Here is a 16,754-nt window from a genome sequence, read left to right as displayed (position 1 = left end):
TTCCCGGGAATGCGCATGAAACTAGCTGCCATGGCCGGCTGTGGCCGAGTTGTCGGGCTCGCATTGCTTCTGATGCTGTGGTCGCCAGCTGTTGCTGGCGCAGCTGCCTTGAAGAATCTGGTCAGATATCAGCAGCTGACTGACGCCGAAATCGCTGAGGTTTTCTACGACACCGTCTTCGGATCGGAAGATCCGACAGTCGGCAAGCTGCGTTCCGGGACCGTTCGCAAATACACCAGGCCGATCAAATATTTTGTGCAGAGCGACGGCAAGGCGCTGATAACGCCCCTGGAGATGATGCTCGAAAGCCTGACTTTCATCATGCCTGCAGTCCCCCTGAGCGCCGCTGACAAGCTGGGTAACGCCGATATTCGCATTTTTCTGGTTGCCGACAACAATGCAATGGCGAAGAAAGCGAAGGAAATTTGGGGCAAGGACATATCGCGAGAGCAGCTCAGATTCATGAAGGGTCTGCCCTGTACGGTGTTTCTCGATTACTACGGCAGCAGCTCCCGCATTCGACGTTCCACCATCCTGTTCGCCTTGACGAACAGCCAGAACCACACGGAATGCGCCTTTGAGGAATTCATACAGGCACTAGGTCCGATCAATGACAGCCGTGCATCGACAAAGACGTTGATGAGCGACACCAGTTATTTTGCGCAGATACCGCTACTCGATCTCTATATCGCCAACATGCTTTATGATCCGGCCATCAAGCCTGGCATGTCCAAGAAGCAAGTCCGGAAAGTGTTTCCCGATGTTCTTATGCGGACCAAGCAAAAGCTCGAATGGGTGACGCAGACCATCCGTGAGTGAGAGGCAGGCACGACCCACCGAGCACTTCGTCGTCGCGACGGGCCCTGTGTTCATCCCGATTTGCACCTCCCCCCGTTTCGGAGTAAGGGGCCCGGCCATGATCCAGAACCCGATTTGCGTCGCCCTCGACACACCCGACGTCGCGCGCGCCGCCGAACTTGCCCGCGACCTCAAGCCCCATGTCGGCTATGCCAAGCTCGGCATGGAATTCTTCTATGCCAATGGCCCTGAGGGCTATGAGACGGTCGCCAAGGAAGGCTTGCCGATCTTCCTCGACCTCAAGCTCCACGACATTCCCAATACGGTCGCCGCGGGCCTGCGCTCGCTGATGCGGCTCGAGCCAAGGCCGGCGATCATCAATGTGCATGCGACCGGCGGTGCCGATATGCTTCGGGCGGCGGCGGAAGCGGTCGACGGCCGCTCGCTCCTCATCGCCGTCACCATCCTGACCAGCCTTTCCGACGCCGATATCCACCAGGCGGGATTTGCCGTCGATCGCAGCGGCCGCGACCATGCCGCGGCGCTCGCGAAACTCGCACGCGCGGCGGGCCTCGCCGGCGTCGTCTGCAGCCCGCAGGATGTGCGCGAAGTCAAGGCGGCAACGACACGCGACTTCCTTACCGTCGTTCCCGGCATCCGCCCCGCCGATGCGGAGGTGCAGGACCAGAAACGCATTGCGACACCGCGCGCCGCGCTCGATGACGGCGCCGACATATTGGTCATCGGCCGACCTATCACCGGTGCGGCCGATCCCGCCCAAGCGGCGCGCGCGATTGCTGCAACGCTCATGCGGCAGGAAGCGGACAGGTAAGGAGTGATCGAAGGCTGCCTGGTATTCGCTGGGCGTTATATCGCGTCCGCTCCGAACAGGGTTTCGGCGGCAGCGGCTGAGACCCCCTATCCGACGAACTCGACTTTAGGTAATCTTCCCTCCAAGAGAGGGGATGGTTCCGGATCATGCACCGAGGGCTTCAGGCCTGAGGACCTGATCCCGGTATCTCCCCGAGCATAGACGGCCTATCAAAACTTGCCCAATTTTATTGGTGTTAGCGTTCATGCTTGCCATGGCGGCCGCTGGCCTGTCCAGGCGAGCCGACAAATCCCACGCACAAAAGGGCATCATCCATGACATCACGACGGCGAAATCTGAGTCGATCAGGCGCGGCCGGCGCCGCACTGGGCATGGGCCTCGGACTCCTGTTCGTTGCGCTACCCATCGAGCCAAGCCTGGCGCAGACGCTTCCGAGCTGGAACCAGGAATGCAAGAAGCTGCTGCGGCAATATGAGAAGAAGCCCAGGCACAGGGCCTTTGCGGTATCAAATGCGTTTTCGTCCTCCATGACACAAAGTTGCGGCTCGGCATGGAGTGCGCCATCGAAAGGAGCTGCCGAGGCGGCCGCGTTGCGCTCGTGCCGCCAAGGTGGTGGAAGTACTTGCGTGATCAAGAAGTCCGAATAGCGATGGCGGCCGGGTCGTCACCCGGCGCCCGGCAAATGCCGCGCCGTGGGGTACAATAAACCTGACTCCCGCCGGGCGCCCCGTGCTAGAACCCCGGCCATGTCCGTCGATGTCAAAATCTGTGGCCTGTCGACGCCCGAGACCGTGATGGCGGCCCTCGATGGCGGCGCCGATTTCATCGGCTTCAACTTCTATCCCAAGAGCCCGCGCTACGTGTCGCCGCCGAGGGCCGGGGAGCTGGCAAAGCTCGCCCGAGGCCGCGCCCGCATCGTGACCCTCATCGTCGATGCCGAGGACAGCCTGATCGATGAAATCGCGCGAGTTGTCGATCCCGATTTCTTCCAGGCGCAAGGCAGCGAAACGCCCGAGCGCATCGCCGAGATCGGCAGGCGGAGCGGCAAGCCGGTGATCAAGGCAATCAAGGTCAAGACCCTGGAGGATGTCGTGCAAGCCCGAGAATTTGACGGGGTAGCCGCCCTCATTCTCTATGACGCCAAGGCGCCGGAAACGCTGAAAGGCGCGCTGCCCGGCGGCAACGGCATCGCCTTCGACTGGAAGCTTCTCGGGCAGGGCAATGCCGCCCGGAGCTTTCTCCTCGCAGGCGGCCTCAACCCCGGCAATGTGGCCGAGGCGATCAGGGTCACCGGCGCGCCCATTGTGGACGTGTCCTCGGGTGTCGAAAAATCGCCTGGAATCAAAGATATAGCCTTGATCCGGGAATTCATTGCGGCGGCCAAGGCGGCTCGCTAGATAAAGCCCATGAACGTCATCCAGCCCAATTCCTATCGCACTGGTCCCGATGAAAAAGGACTGTTCGGCATCTATGGCGGCCGCTTCGTCGCCGAAACCCTCATGCCGCTCATCCTCGACCTCGAGAAGGCCTATGAGGAAGCCAAGGCCGACCCGTCCTTCCAGGCCGAGCTCGACGGCTTTCTGGAGCATTATGTCGGACGGCCGAGCCCGCTCTATTTCGCCGAGAGGCTGACCGAGCATCTGGGCGGCGCCAAGATCTATTTCAAGCGCGAGGAGCTCAACCACACCGGCGCGCATAAGATCAACAACGTGATGGGCCAGATCCTGCTGGCGCGGCGCATGGGCAAGACCCGCATCATCGCCGAGACGGGGGCCGGCCAGCATGGCGTCGCGACGGCGACCGCCTGCGCGCGCTTCGGCCTCAAATGCATCGTCTATATGGGCGAGGTCGATATCGAGCGGCAGAAGCCCAATGTGTTCCGCATGAAGCTCCTGGGCGCCGAAGTGGTGCCGGCCCTTTCCGGCTCGCGCACGCTCAAGGATGCGCTCAACGAGGCCTTGCGCGACTGGGTCGCCAATGTCGAGGACACGTTCTATTGCATCGGCACGGTGGCGGGACCACATCCCTATCCCGAAATGGTCCGCGACTTCCAATGCGTCATCGGTAATGAGACGAAGAAGCAGATGCTTCAGCGCGAAGGCCGCCTGCCTTCATCGCTCGTCGCGGCGATCGGCGGCGGCTCCAATGCCATGGGCCTGTTCCATCCCTTCCTCGACGACACGGGGGTCGAGATCTATGGCGTCGAAGCGGCGGGCAGCGGCTTGGCATCCGGCAAGCATGCCGCCTCGATCACCGGCGGCAGGCCCGGCGTATTGCATGGCAACCGCACCTACATATTGATGGATGACGACGGCCAGATCACCGAGGCGCATTCGATCTCGGCCGGTCTCGATTACCCCGGCATCGGCCCCGAGCATGCCTGGCTCAACGACTTGAAGCGCGTCACCTATGTGTCGGCGACCGACAAGGAAGCGCTCGAAGCCTTCCAATTGTGCTGCCAGCTCGAAGGCATCATCCCGGCGCTCGAGCCCTCGCATGCGCTCGCTCATGCGATGAAGATCGCGCCCGAGAAGCCGAAAGACCATCTGATGGTCATCTGCATGTCGGGACGCGGCGACAAGGATATCTTCACGGTCGCCGATCATCTCGGGGTGAAACTGTGACGACACGCATCGACAAGCGCTTCGCCGACCTGAAGCGCCAAAACCGCGCCGCCCTCGTCACCTTCGTGACGGCGGGCGATCCCGATTACGAGACTTCGCTTCAGATCATCAAAGGCCTACCCAAGGCCGGCGCCGATATCATCGAATTCGGCATGCCCTTCACCGATCCCATGGCCGACGGCCCGGCGATCCAGGAAGCGGGCTTGCGCGCCTTGAAGGCCGGGCAGACGCTCATCAAGACGCTGAGCCTGGTGCGCGACTTCCGCACCGGTGATGATCAGACCCCCATCGTACTCATGGGCTACTACAATCCGATCTATATCTATGGCGTCGAGCGCTTCCTCAAGGACGCCAAGGCGGCGGGCATCGACGGCCTCATCATCGTCGACCTGCCCCCCGAAGAGGACGATGAATTGTGCCTGCCGACCATCAAGGCCGGTCTCAATTTCATTCGCCTCGCCACGCCGACGACCGACGACAAAAGGGCGCCGGCGGTGCTCAAGAATACTTCGGGCTTCGTCTATTATGTCTCGGTGCTCGGCATCACCGGCACCAAGGCGCCCGATCTCAAGAGCGTCGAGCAGAACGTCATCCGCCTCAAGGGCCACACGCAACTGCCGATCGCCGTCGGCTTCGGCGTCAAGACCGCCGAGCAGGCGCGCAGCATCGCCAAAAGCGCCGATGGCGTCGTGGTGGGCTCGGCCCTCGTCAATGCGGTCAAGAACAATCTCGACAGCGCCGGCAAGCCGACGCCCCAAACCGTGAAAGCCGTGCATGCCCTGGTGAGCGAGATCGCCCAGGGCGTGCGGAGGTGACCAGATGAACTGGATCAAGAATTTCGTCCGTCCCAAGATCAGGGGCCTGCTCGGCTCCAAGCGCGAGACGCCGGAGAATATGTGGGTCAAATGTCCCGAGACGGGGCAAATGGTCTTCTATCGCGATCTCGAGAATAACCAGTTCGTCATCCCGGGATCGGGCTATCACATGCGCATGGCGCCCGATGTCCGGCTCAAAGCCATGTTCGACGGCGGCAGCTATGAGCCGATCGCCCTGCCGCAGGTGCCGCTCGATCCGTTGAAGTTCCGCGACGAGCGGCGCTATACCGACCGGTTGAAAGAAGCCAAGCAGAAGACGGGGGCCGAGGATGCGGTCCTTTCCGGCTCCGGCACGCTCGACGGGCTGCCGATCGTCATGACGGTGCAGGACTTCTCCTTCATGGGCGGATCGCTCGGCATGGCGGCGGGCGAAGGCCTCATCACCTCGATGCGCTCAGCGCTCGAGAAGAAGACGCCTTATGTGCTCTTTGCCTCATCCGGCGGGGCGCGCATGCAGGAAGGCATCCTCTCGCTCATGCAATTGCCGCGCACCACCATCGCGGTCAGGGAGCTGCGCGAGGAGAAGCTGCCCTATATCGTGGTCTTGACCCATCCCACGACCGGCGGCGTCACCGCCTCCTATGCCATGCTGGGCGATGTCCATATCGCCGAGCCCGGGGCACTCATCGGTTTCGCCGGTCCCCGCGTCATCGAGCAGACGATACGCGAGAAGCTGCCCGAGGGCTTCCAGCGTGCCGAATATCTGCAGGATCACGGCATGGTCGACATGGTGGTGCATCGCCATCAGCTGCGCGACACGGTGAGCCGCGTGGCGCGGCTCCTCACCAAGGCGCCGCCTTTCCTCAAGAACAGCGTCAACGGCGAGGCGAACGGCGACGGCGGCGGCACGGCGCTCGTCCCTGCAACCAGCTGATTCCATGGCCGTCAGTGATGCCATCCTGAAGCGCCTGCTGTCGCTTCACCCGAAGATCATCGATCTGAGCCTGGACCGCATGTGGCGGATCCTTAAAAAGCTCGGCGACCCGCAAGAGAACCTGCCGCCCGTCATCCATGTCGCCGGCACCAATGGCAAGGGCTCGACCATCGCCTATTTGCGCGCGGCGATCGAGGCCGCAGGGCTGTCGGTCCATTGCTATACCTCGCCGCATCTCGTCAAATTCCACGAGCGCATCCGGCTCGGCAAGCCGGGGGGCGCCGAGCTCATCGGCGAGGACAGGCTCAACTCTCTTCTCGAGGAATGCGAAGAGGCGAATGGAAGCGAGCCGATCACCTTCTTCGAGATCACCACGGCTGCCGCCTTCCTCGCTTTCGCGCGCTCGCCGGCGGATTATCTCGTGCTCGAAGTGGGCCTTGGCGGCAGGCTCGACGCCACCAATGTGGTGTCGAAGCCCGTGGCCGGCGTCATCACCCCGATCGACTACGACCATCAGCAGTATCTCGGCAATACGCTGACCGAGATCGCGCATGAGAAGGCCGGCATATTGAAGCCCTTCGTGCCGGCGATCGTGGCGCCGCAGCCCGACGAGGCGCTGGCCGAGATCGAACGCTCGGCCGAGAGGGTGCGGGCGCCGCTCCTCATCGCCAATCAGGACTGGCAGGCCTATGAGCAGCATGGCCGGCTCGTCTATCAGGATGAAAGCGGGCTCCTCGATCTGCCCTTGCCGCAATTGCCGGGACGCCACCAGATCGACAATGCCGGCACCGCGGTCGCCGCACTGCGCAGCCTCGATGACGGGCGGATCGGGGAAAACCACATCGCCCAGGGCCTCAAATCGGCCACCTGGCCGGCCCGCATGCAGCGCTTAGGCCCGGGCGCATTGTGGTCCTTCATCCCGAAAGATTCCGAATTGTGGCTCGATGGCGGGCACAACCCTTCCGCCGGCCGCGCCTTGGCGCGCGCTTTCTCCGAGCTCAATGACCGCGTCTCGCGCCCGCTCGTCCTCATCTGGGGCATGCTCAACAGCAAGGCCGCCTCCGACTTCATCGCGCCCTTCGCCGGCATCGTCCATCGCGTGGTGACGCTCACCATTCCGGACGAAGAGAATGCCATACCGGCGGGCGAACTCGCCGAGACCGCGCGGCAGCATCAGATCAGCGCCGAGACAGCGGGGAGCCTGGAAGAAGCGCTCAAGCAGGCCGCCCAGATCACGCCCGCCCCTCGCATCCTGATCGCGGGCTCGCTCTATCTTGCCGGCCGCGTCCTCGCCCGTCATTCGGGCGAGCAGATGTCGCAAGTGTCGGGCGCCGGCCGGCGCTGACGGAGGCCAGGTTTACCCAGGCCGATAGACGCGGGGTCACCCGCGATAGCGCGGCTCGGGCAGGCCGGTGACGCCCGCCTCAATGGCGAACAGGCTGCCCGCCAATGGCTGATCTTCCAGACCGGATGACGGCCGAATCGAGGTCACATAGATCACATCGAGACGCGGACCGCCAAAAGCCAGCATGCTGGGCTTGGCGACCGGCAAGGCGATGCGCCGGTCGATCTTGCCAGAGGGCGTGAAGCGCACGATCTCCCAACCGTCATTGCCGGCCATCCAATAGCAGCCATCGGCGTCGACCGCCCCACCATCGGGCCGTCCCGGCATGCCTTCCGTATCGACGAAGACCCGGCGGTTGCTGATGACGCCGTCGTCGATGTCGAGATCCCAGGCCCAGATGCGGCGCACCGCCTTGAAGCTGTCGGAATGATAGAGGATGCGCCCGTCGGGGCTGAAGGCGAGGCCATTGGCGACGAAAAGCCCATCCACCATCGGGACGCAACGATGATCGGCAGCGAAGCGATAGAGCGCGCCCCGGGGCATCGCCGGATCGACGGGGTCCTGCATGCTGCCGATCCAGAAACGCCCCTGGCGGTCGCAGCGGCCGTCATTCAATCGATTATTGGGCAGATGCGCTTCCGGCTGCGCGAGCGGCTTGCGCTCTTCTGTCGTGAGATCATAGCGCCACAGGCCGGATTTGAGCGCCAGGAGAACGGCACCGTCGGTCGCGAGCGCGAAGGAGCCGATCGGCTCGGGCAAGGTCCAGACGCGGTTCTGTCCCGTCGCCGGATCGAAGCGGTTGAGCCGCCCTGAATAGATGTCGACCCAGTAGAGCGCATTCTCCTGCCCGCACCAGAGCGGGCACTCACCGAGCTCGGCTCTGACATCGAGCACGCAGTCGACGGTCGCGGTACCGGCCATCAGCTCTCCACCTCGCTCATATAGCGGATGCGTTCGGTCTTGCCGCGCAGCCGGGGATCGGGCTTGGGAATGGCCGAGATCAGCGAGCGCGTATAGGGATGGCTCGGTTTGTCGCAGACGGTGTCGGTCTCGCCGATCTCGACGATGCGGCCGCGATGCATGACCGCCACCCGGTCGCACATATAGCGGATCACGCCGATGTCATGGCCGATGAAGATGAGGCTCATCTCGAACTCATGGGCGAGGCCTAGGAGGAGATCGAGCATCTGGGCGCGCAGCGACACATCGAGGGCGGAGGTCGCCTCATCGGCGACGATGAGCTCAGGTCTGAGCGCGATGGTGCGGGCGATGCCGATGCGCTGGCGCTGACCGCCGCTGAAGGCATGCGGGTAGCGCCACATCGCATCGCTCGCGAGGCCGACGCGTTCGAGAAGGCCCGCGACCTGATCCTCGAGCACGCGCTTCTCGGTGACGCCGTGATTGAGCAGCGGTTCAGCGATCACCTGGAACACGGTCATGCGCGGATTGAGCGAGGAAAACGGATCCTGGAAGATCATCCGCATCCTGCCCCAATAAGGCTTGACCTTGGCCTGCGGCAGAGGGGCGAGGTCGACCGGCGCCGTGTCGCGGCCCTTGAAGAGGATGCCGCCGGAGCTTGGTGCCAGGATGCGCAGGATGCAGCGGCCGAGCGTGGTCTTGCCGGACCCGCTCTCGCCCACGATGCCGAGGATCTCGCCGCGCTTGAGCGTGAAGCTTACATCGTCCAGCGCCTTGACCGGGGCTTCCGGCGCCTTGCGGCTGAACATCCGACGGCGGCCGGCGAAGCTCATGGAGAGGTTGGACACTTCGAGGATGGCATCGCCGCTGCCGGATTTCGCCGCCGGACCGGCGCGATGCGAGCGGCTCTCCAGCGCCCTGACGGAGGCGAGCAGCTTCTGCGTATAGGGATGGCGCGCGGCGAAGAAGATGTCGTTCACCGGCCCGTGTTCGACCACCTCGCCGTTATACATGACGGTGACATCATCGGCGATCTCGGCGACCACGCCCATGTCATGGGTGATGAACATCAGGGCCATGCCGTGGCGCTGCTGCAGGCTCTTCATCAGATCGAGGATCTCGGCCTGGGTGGTGACGTCGAGCGCCGTCGTCGGCTCGTCGGCGATGACGAGCTTGGGCTGGCAGACGAGCGCCATCGCGATCATCGCCCGCTGCCGCATCCCGCCCGAGAATTCGAAAGGATAGCTGTCGATGCTGCGCTCGGGACGCGGGATCTTGACCTGGGCCAGCATCTCTATGGCGCGCTCGCGCGCTTCCTTGCGCCCGACCGGCCGGTGCAACCGGATCGTCTCGATGATCTGCTGGCCGATGGTGTGGACCGGGCTCAGGCTCGACATCGGCTCCTGGAAGATCATGCTGATGTCGCGCCCGCGGATCGCCCGGATCTGCCGCGCCTTCGGGTGGAGCTTGGCGAGATCGATCGTAGTCGAGGCCGTGCCGGCGCCATGCAACAGCACCTCGCCCTTCACGATCCGCCCGGGCTTCGGGACGATATTCAGGATCGAGCGCGCGGTGACGCTCTTGCCGCTGCCGCTTTCGCCCACGATGCAATGGGTGCGCCCGCGCCGCAAGGCGAGATTCATGTTGTCGACGGCCTTGATGACCTGCCGGCCGGTATCGAACCAGGTCGACAGGTCCTTGACCTCGACGACCAGGTCGCTTGCAGGGTGTTTTATCGGCGGGTCGAACGTCATTGGCGATAGGGATCGGCGGCGTCGCGCAGGCCGTCGCCGACGAAGTTGAGCGAAAGAACGGCGATCACAACCGCGACGCCAGGCGCGAAGAGCCAGGGTGCGGTCACGATCGAGCGGATATTCTGCGCCTCCTGCAGGAGCACGCCCCAGCTCACGATCGGAGGCTGCAGGCCCAACCCCAGGAAGCTCAAGGCGGTCTCGGCCAGGATCATGGCGGGAATGGCGAGGCTTACCTCGGCGATGATGTGGCTGACGAAAGAGGGCGCCATGTGGCGGAAGACGATGCGCGGTTCGCTGGCACCATCGAGGCGCGCGGCGGTGACGAAATCCTCGGTGCGGAGCGACAGGAAGCGACCGCGGATCACGCGGGCGAGACTGGTCCAGCCGATGAGCGAGAGGATGAGCGTGATCGCGAAATAGATGCGCAAGGGCGGCCAGTTGTTCGGCATGGCGGCGGCGAGCCCCAGCCACAAGGGCGTCGTCGGCAAGGACAGGATGAACTCGATGACACGCTGGATGACATTGTCGACCATGCCGCCCTTGTAGCCCGAGATGCCGCCCAGGATGATGCCGAGCAGGAGGCTCAGCGCCACGCCGACCAGGCCGATCGACATGGAGATGCGCGTGCCGTAGATGATGCGGCTCAGCATGTCGCGCCCGAGGCGGTCGGCGCCGAGCAGGAACATCGGATCGCCCTTCTTGACCGGGCCCATGAGCCTGGTCTCGAGGGTGAACAGGCCGCCCCACATCGGATAGGGCTCGGACTTCACGAAGAAGCCCACCGGATATTTCACCGTCTCGTCGATGGTGAAGACACGCCGCAGCGCCTGAGGATCGATGGTGATCTTATAGCCGTTCACATAGGGCCGCCATATGAGCCCGCCATCCGCGTCGCGGTCGAAGAAATGCAGCCTTTGCGGCGGCGCGTAGGTGTAGCGCGGCGAGAAGGCGTTGGGCGAGAGCGGCGCCAGGAACTCGCAGAAGATACCGACGAAGGCGATGAACAGCAGCACGAAGCTCGACACCACGGCGAGGCGGTGGCGGCGGAACTGCCACCACATCAGCCGCCATTGCGAGGCGGAATCGCGCCTGGTCGCCGGACTGCCGCCGGCCGGGCTGTCGAGATCGGCGCTAATCGTCATAGCGGATGCGCGGATCGACGATGGCGAGGAGGATATCGGACAAGAGCGTGCCGATGAGGACGAGGATGCACTGGAACATGATGAGGGCGCCGCCCAGATACATGTCTTGCGTCTTCAGCGCCTGGATGAGGATCGGCCCCGATGTCGGCAGGCTGAGAACGCTCGACACGATGACGTCGCCCGAGACCAGCACCGGCAGCACCCAGCCGACCGTCGAAATGAAAGGGTTGAGCGCGACGCGGGTCGGATAGCGCAGGATCAGCGTCGTCTCCGGCAGACCCTTGGCGCGACCGGTCTCGACATAGGGCTTGCCGAGCTCGTCCAGGAGATTGGCGCGCATGATGCGCACCAGGGCCGCTATGCCGGCGACACCCAGGACGACGACCGGGATCCACAGGTGCTGGAGCAGGTCGACCACTTTGGCTGAGCTCCAGGGGGCGTTCACCTGCTCGGGCGAGAACAGGCCGCCGACCGAATAGCCGAGGAACTCGACCGAGAGATACATGACGACCAGCGCCAGGAGGAAGCTCGGCGTCGCCATGCCAAGGAAGCTCAGGAAAGTGACGACGTAGTCGCCGATGCTGTATTGCTTGACGGCGGAGAAGATGCCGACGGGAAAGGCGATGAGCCAGACAAAGGCGAGGGTGCAGAAGGCCACCAGCGTCGTCATGCCCAGCCGGCCCCAGATGATGTCCGACACGGCGGAGCGGTATTCGAAGGACATGCCGAGATCGCCCCGCAGCGCATTCCCGACCCAGGTCAGGTACTGGACGACCATCGGCTGGTCGAGCCCGTAGCGCACGCGCAGCGCATCGAGCGTCGCCGAATCGGCAGGAGAGCCCGATGTGGCGAGATCGGCCGCGTAGCTGGTGACGAAATCGCCGGGCGGCAGCTGAATGATCACGAAAGCAACGACCGTCACCGCGAAGAACGATGGAATCATCCAGAGCAGGCGGCGGAAAATAAAACCGAGCATGACCGATCAATTTGAGGAACAAGGCATCGGCCGGCCCGACGGCCGGCCGATGCCTTCTATAACAGCATTCACCGCGGCGGATCGAAGAAATACTGCTCCGTGTTGCTCGCCACCGGGCTCGGATAGGTCCAGGCGAAGGGTCGTGGATAGACATTGTGCAGGTTGTTCTTGACCGCCGAGAACAGAGGCCCGGGCGTTGAGATGCCGACGGCATAGAACTCGTCCGCCGCGATGTTGAGCAGCTGCTGCATGAGTTCGTTCTGCTTCGTGATATCGGCCGACTTGAGGATCTCGCGATAGAGCTCCATCTGCTTCTTGGCCGCGGCCGGAGGCTCTTCGCCCGACTTGCCGCCTGAGGCATACCAGTTGCCCCACGGCACCGCGAACAGGCTCTCGTTCCAGAACGGGAAGTAGAAGGTCGGCTCGAACAAGGCATCGCCCATGCCGCCGCTGCCCAGGAACACGGCCGCATCCTGGTCGTTGTTGTCCTTGCGGTCGTAGAACAGCGTGCGATCGACGGTCTGCACCTTGGCGTCGACGCCGACGGCCTGCCAGTATTGGGCGGCGAGCTGGGTCGAGTCGAGGAAGTCGCCGAGCGCCGGGATCACCATGATGTTGAAGCTGATGCGCTTGCCGTCGGGGCCCAGGCGGAAGCCTTCGCCGTCCTTCTTGGGGTAGGCCTTGTCGAGATACTCATTCGCCTTGGCGACGTCGAACTCGGTGTACTGCTTGGCAAGCTTCTCGTTGTAGTAAGGCGATTCCTTGCGCGGCGCCGCCTGCCAGGGCTCACCCTGCCCGACGAAGGCCGCGTCGATGATCGCCTGGCGATCGATCGCATAGCTCAAGCCGATGCGGAAATCCTTGTTGTTGAAGATCTCGCGCTTCACCGGGTCTTTGTGGGTCAGGTTGAACGAGATGATCGTGGTGTTCATGTCGGCATTGGGCCCGTCGACCAGATGGATCTGGGCCTTCTCCGCCGCGTCGGTGAAGACGGCGCGGTTGGCATTGGCGTTGACATGGCGGTCCTGGTAGTCGATCTCGCCATTGACCACCTTGAGCACCAGTGTCTGCTTGTCGGCATTCACCGAGATCGAGAGGTCATCGATATAGGGCAGCTGGTTGCCCTCGGTGTCGACCTTGAAATAATAGGGATTGCGCTTGAGCGTGACCAGGGTGGCGCCGCCGATATAGGGGTCCTTGATCACCCAGGGCTCCATGGTGGGACGCTCCGGATTCTGCCAGCGCTCATTGGCCTCGGTGTCAACGGCGCATTTCTTGATGAAAAGCTCGGTCCAGGTCGCGACACCGGCTTCCTTCATCAGGCCGTCGAGCTTGTCCTTGTTGTAGGCCGGCTCGAATTGCGAGCAGTAATGCTTGGCCATCATGGTCATCTGCACGCCATAGACGCTGGCGAGCTTCTGCGGGAAGACGCCGTAAGGCTCCTTGAAGGCGATCTTGAACGTGGTGTCGTCGATCTTCTCGAACTTGCCCGGCTCGCCGCCGCTCATCAGCCAGTCGATGCCGTTCGGCAGCAATTCCTTGTTGCCGGCGACGTCATTGATAAAGAAGCCGATATCGTCGCTGGTGAAGGGCTTGCCGTCGGACCATTTGAGACCGGCTCTGAGCTTGATGGTGTATTCCTTCGCATCGGCGCTGTTGGTGATCTCCTCGGCGAGATTGGGCACCACCTTGCCGCTCCATTCGCGGTCCCAGGCAAGGAGCGGCTCGTAGCCCGCGATGCGGAAGAGCCAGTTGCGGTCGGAGCCGCCGACCATGCCCGAGCGCCAGGTGCCGCCATATTTGCCGACCTTCTCGACGGGCGTGATCACGCGCGGCGACTGCGGCAGCCTTTCGGCGAGTGCCGGCAGCGTGCCCGCCTTCACCATCTCCTCCAGCATCGGCGCCTGTTTGTAGTCCATGGCCGATGCCGCGGTGGTCGAAAGCCAAAGGGCACCGAGGCCGGCAAGAAGGCCTGCGGCCATCGGTGCTGTTGTCCTTGATTTCATGCCGGCGTCCGACCCGCGGTCGGCGGCATGCGCCATCACGAGATTCCTCACCTGGTGTCCTCCTGATTATTGTCTTGAGCTCGACGGAGCAGCGATCAGGCTTACATGTCGGAAGCGCTCTGTCAAGAATTCATCAACTTGTCAGTCAGGTTTTAATGAAGCGACAGGCGGCCCGCGGCAGCCCGGAATATGGGCAGTTTGCCTGCTTTTTCGCGTTCCGCGCGGCAAAAGGCCGAAAAGCTGTTGAATCCGCGAAGGATTGAGATGTAAGACAAGTTAGGGAAGCAACACAGAGGGGACGGCCCGACCGCCATGACCACGATCGATCTCAACAGCATCGAGGCCTCGACACTCGACCGCACGGTGAAAGGCATGCCGGGGCATCTGACACCCATCGCCCTCAAGGATATCGGCGGCAAGGGATGGAACGTGCTGCGCCAGGACCTGCCCTTGCCGCTCGCCGTCATGCGCGAGAGCGCGCTCAAGCACAATAGCGGCTGGATGCGGCGCTACCTCGAGGCTACGGGCGCCCTGATCGCGCCGCATGGCAAGACGACCATGAGCCCGCAGCTCTTCGCCCGCCAGGTCGCGGACGGCGCCTGGGCGATCACCTTGGGCTCGGTCGAGCAGGTGCAGGTCGCCCGCCAATATGGCTTCGGGCGCCTCCTCCTCGCCAACCAGCCGGTCGGCCGGCAGTCGCAGCGGTATATCGTCGATGAGCTCAAGCGCGACAGCGCCTTCGATTTCTATTGCTTCGTCGATTCCGTGGCGCTGGTGCGCCAATTGGCGGCGGTCGTGCGTGACAGCGGGCTCAAGCGGCCGCTGCAGGTCATCCTCGAAGGCGGCTTCGCCGGCGGCCGCACCGGCTGCCGCAGCCTGGCGGACGCCATGACGGTGGCGCGCGCCATCAAGGCGGCAGCACCCTATCTGTCGCTGCGCGGCGTCGGCGGCTATGAAGGCCTGCTGCGCCGGCCGGCACTCGAGGAATCGACGCAAGCGGTCGACGGCTTCCTCAAGAGCCTGATCGACATCGCGGTCGGCTGCGACCGCGAAGGCCTGTTCGGCGAGGGCGAGGTCCTGCTCACCGCCGGCGGCACCGTCTTCTATGACATGGTGACAAAGCAGTTCAGCGCCGCCCAGATCACGCGACCTTTCCGGGTGGTCGTCCGCTGCGGCTGCTACCTCACGCACGACTCCTTCTCCTATGTGAAGAGCTTCGAGCAGCTCAGGGCGCGCACCCCTTGGGTGGACGATCTGGGAGCGGGCCCCGCAGCCGCGCTCGAAGTGTGGGCCTATGTGCAGTCACGCCCCGAGCCCGGCAAGGCGCTGCTCACCGTCGGACGCCGCGACATCTCCTTCGATTCGGCCATGCCGACGCCGTTGAAGTGGCTGCGGCCGGACGCCGGCGCGACGGCCGCCGATCTTCAGCCCATCGGTCCCGACCATGTCGTGACCGGGCTCAATGACCAGCATTGCCATCTCCAGATCCCCGAGACGAGCCCCCTCGCCGTCGGCGACATGGTGGCCTTCGGCATCTCGCATCCCTGCACCACCTTCGATAAATGGCAGGTCATTTGCGTCGTCGACGATGAATATAATGTCGTCTCGGCCCTTCGCACCTTCTTCTGACGATCCCGCTATCGGCCAACCCGCACAGGATTTTCCGCGATGAGCATCGAGCCCCTTTCATCAGAGACCCACGACCTGCTGATGCGCATCAGCACCGCCACCTTGACCTCGCAGCTCATGGCGCGGGGCCTGCGCAACACCTTCATGCAGCAGGTGCACCGCCTGACGACCGGCGGTCCGGTCATGGTCGGCCAGGCCTTTACGCTGCGCTACATCCCGTCCCGCGAGGATATCGACGTCTCGGCCGTCTTCGAGGACCGCGAGCATCCGCAGCGCAAGGCGGTCGAGACCATATCGTCAGGCCATGTGCTGGTTATCGACTGCCGGCGCGATACCCGTGCCGCGGGCGCCGGCAGCATCCTGGTGACGCGCACCATGATGCGTGGCGCCGCCGGCGTCGTCACCGACGGCGGCTTGCGCGATTCGCCGACCATCGAGGCGCTCGACTATCCGGTCTATTGCGGCGGGCGCTCGGCGCCGACCAATCTCACCCGCCATCACGCGGTCGACATCAACGTGCCCATCGCCTGCGGCGACGTGCCGGTCTATCCGGGCGATGTGATCGTCGGCGACCGCGAGGGCGTCGTGGTAATCCCGCGCCATCTCGCCGATGACGTCGCGCGCCAGGGCCTGGAGCAGACGCGGTTCGAGGATTTCGTCACCGAGCGCGTCCTCGCCGGCCGGTCGACCTTCGGGCTCTATCCGCCCAATGCCGAGAGCCTGGCCGACTTCGAGACGTGGAAGAAGGGGCGGTAGTGTCTCCGGCCTCTCCTACTTTCCCCCTCTCCCGTTGCGAAGCAATGGGAGAGGGTGCCCAAAGAGCGGGTGAGGGCTCTTTATCTCAACAAGGAATACTGTCGAGCTAAGAGCGCGCTGGCCGAAAGAGCCCTCATCCGGCCTTCGGCCACCTTGTATGGGGCTTTTTGTCAAGGTCACTTTTTCCCACATTTTACTCCTTCTGTTTGGTGGAGGTGCACAGAG

14 protein-coding genes are annotated in these 16,754 nt (G+C 63.6%); 9 read left to right on the top strand and 5 right to left on the bottom strand.

All coding sequences use genetic code 11. The features are described from left to right. Window positions 1-15 precede the first annotated feature (15 nt). The 7 genes from DS839_RS23860 (at window position 16) to DS839_RS23830 (ending at window position 7,348) form a co-directional block, all read left to right on the top strand. Window positions 16-819, top strand: coding sequence for a DUF2927 domain-containing protein (locus DS839_RS23860; RefSeq protein ID WP_162918763.1), 804 nt, complete (start codon window positions 16-18; stop codon window positions 817-819). A gap of 97 nt (window positions 820-916) precedes the next feature. Beyond that, window positions 917-1,630 (top strand): orotidine-5'-phosphate decarboxylase, encoded by a 714-nt coding sequence (gene pyrF, locus DS839_RS23855; protein WP_119273000.1) that lies wholly within the window; start codon window positions 917-919, stop codon window positions 1,628-1,630. Window positions 1,631-2,376: 746 nt separating this feature from the next. Beyond that, window positions 2,377-3,027, top strand: a complete 651-nt coding sequence (locus tag DS839_RS23850; RefSeq protein WP_119272999.1) for a phosphoribosylanthranilate isomerase — start codon at window positions 2,377-2,379, stop codon at window positions 3,025-3,027. 9 nt (window positions 3,028-3,036) lie between these two features. After that, a complete protein-coding gene (trpB, locus tag DS839_RS23845) occupies window positions 3,037-4,254 on the top strand; it encodes a tryptophan synthase subunit beta (protein WP_119272998.1) in 1,218 nt (405 codons plus the stop codon). After that, window positions 4,251-5,069: a tryptophan synthase subunit alpha gene (gene trpA, locus DS839_RS23840; RefSeq protein ID WP_119272997.1), complete on the top strand. Its 819-nt coding sequence runs from the start codon at window positions 4,251-4,253 to the stop codon at window positions 5,067-5,069. Before trpB ends, trpA begins: the two co-directional genes overlap by 4 nt. 4 nt (window positions 5,070-5,073) lie before the next feature. Further along, a complete protein-coding gene (gene accD / locus DS839_RS23835; RefSeq protein ID WP_119272996.1) occupies window positions 5,074-6,003 on the top strand; it encodes an acetyl-CoA carboxylase, carboxyltransferase subunit beta in 930 nt (309 codons plus the stop codon). A 4-nt stretch (window positions 6,004-6,007) separates the two neighbouring features. Continuing rightward, window positions 6,008-7,348, top strand: a complete 1,341-nt coding sequence (locus DS839_RS23830) for a bifunctional folylpolyglutamate synthase/dihydrofolate synthase (RefSeq protein ID WP_119272995.1) — start codon at window positions 6,008-6,010, stop codon at window positions 7,346-7,348. A gap of 36 nt (window positions 7,349-7,384) precedes the next feature. Here DS839_RS23830 and DS839_RS23825 read toward each other — a convergent pair whose 3' ends face one another. The 5 genes from DS839_RS23825 to DS839_RS23805 all read right to left on the bottom strand — a co-directional run bounded on the left by DS839_RS23825 (window position 7,385) and on the right by DS839_RS23805 (window position 14,195). Next, window positions 7,385-8,269 carry an SMP-30/gluconolactonase/LRE family protein gene (locus tag DS839_RS23825; RefSeq protein ID WP_119272994.1) on the bottom strand — a complete coding sequence of 295 codons (885 nt, stop codon included), beginning with the start codon at window positions 8,267-8,269 and terminating at the stop codon, window positions 7,385-7,387. Next, on the bottom strand, window positions 8,269-10,020 hold the full coding sequence (locus DS839_RS23820; RefSeq protein WP_119272993.1) for an ABC transporter ATP-binding protein: 1,752 nt from the start codon (window positions 10,018-10,020) through the stop codon (window positions 8,269-8,271). Before DS839_RS23820 ends, DS839_RS23825 begins: the two co-directional genes overlap by 1 nt. Next, window positions 10,017-11,162 (bottom strand): ABC transporter permease, encoded by a 1,146-nt coding sequence (locus DS839_RS23815; RefSeq protein WP_119272992.1) that lies wholly within the window; start codon window positions 11,160-11,162, stop codon window positions 10,017-10,019. The genes DS839_RS23820 and DS839_RS23815 overlap by 4 nt, the downstream gene beginning before the upstream one ends. Further along, window positions 11,152-12,138, bottom strand: a complete 987-nt coding sequence (locus tag DS839_RS23810; RefSeq protein ID WP_119272991.1) for an ABC transporter permease — start codon at window positions 12,136-12,138, stop codon at window positions 11,152-11,154. The genes DS839_RS23815 and DS839_RS23810 overlap by 11 nt, the downstream gene beginning before the upstream one ends. A 68-nt stretch (window positions 12,139-12,206) precedes the next feature. Continuing rightward, window positions 12,207-14,195, bottom strand: a complete 1,989-nt coding sequence (locus DS839_RS23805) for an ABC transporter substrate-binding protein (RefSeq protein WP_162918762.1) — start codon at window positions 14,193-14,195, stop codon at window positions 12,207-12,209. A 261-nt stretch (window positions 14,196-14,456) separates the two neighbouring features. Between DS839_RS23805 and DS839_RS23800 the strand changes: the two genes are divergently transcribed. Together DS839_RS23800 and DS839_RS23795 are read left to right on the top strand one after the other, a co-directional pair. After that, a complete protein-coding gene (locus DS839_RS23800; protein ID WP_119272989.1) occupies window positions 14,457-15,773 on the top strand; it encodes an amino acid deaminase in 1,317 nt (438 codons plus the stop codon). 39 nt (window positions 15,774-15,812) lie between these two features. Then, the gene (locus DS839_RS23795; protein WP_119272988.1) at window positions 15,813-16,529 is read left to right on the top strand and encodes a ribonuclease activity regulator RraA; all 717 of its coding nucleotides are present in this window, start codon (window positions 15,813-15,815) and stop codon (window positions 16,527-16,529) included. Window positions 16,530-16,754 lie beyond the last annotated feature (225 nt).

It is taken from the genome of Taklimakanibacter deserti, from assembly GCA_003574785.1.
Note: the sequence above shows the minus strand (reverse complement) of the source record. Positions and strands in the feature narration are given on the sequence as shown.

Coding starts and splice junctions, on each gene's coding strand:
- DS839_RS23825 (WP_119272994.1), bottom strand. CDS start 8,269: ATGGCCGGTACCGCGACCGTCGACTGCGTGCTCGATGTCAGAGCCGAG.
- DS839_RS23860 (WP_162918763.1), top strand. CDS start 16: ATGAAACTAGCTGCCATGGCCGGCTGTGGCCGAGTTGTCGGGCTCGCA.
- pyrF (WP_119273000.1), top strand. CDS start 917: ATGATCCAGAACCCGATTTGCGTCGCCCTCGACACACCCGACGTCGCG.
- DS839_RS23820 (WP_119272993.1), bottom strand. CDS start 10,020: ATGACGTTCGACCCGCCGATAAAACACCCTGCAAGCGACCTGGTCGTC.
- DS839_RS23810 (WP_119272991.1), bottom strand. CDS start 12,138: ATGCTCGGTTTTATTTTCCGCCGCCTGCTCTGGATGATTCCATCGTTC.
- trpB (WP_119272998.1), top strand. CDS start 3,037: ATGAACGTCATCCAGCCCAATTCCTATCGCACTGGTCCCGATGAAAAA.
- accD (WP_119272996.1), top strand. CDS start 5,074: ATGAACTGGATCAAGAATTTCGTCCGTCCCAAGATCAGGGGCCTGCTC.
- DS839_RS23815 (WP_119272992.1), bottom strand. CDS start 11,162: ATGACGATTAGCGCCGATCTCGACAGCCCGGCCGGCGGCAGTCCGGCG.
- DS839_RS23850 (WP_119272999.1), top strand. CDS start 2,377: ATGTCCGTCGATGTCAAAATCTGTGGCCTGTCGACGCCCGAGACCGTG.
- DS839_RS23800 (WP_119272989.1), top strand. CDS start 14,457: ATGACCACGATCGATCTCAACAGCATCGAGGCCTCGACACTCGACCGC.
- DS839_RS23830 (WP_119272995.1), top strand. CDS start 6,008: ATGGCCGTCAGTGATGCCATCCTGAAGCGCCTGCTGTCGCTTCACCCG.
- DS839_RS23795 (WP_119272988.1), top strand. CDS start 15,813: ATGAGCATCGAGCCCCTTTCATCAGAGACCCACGACCTGCTGATGCGC.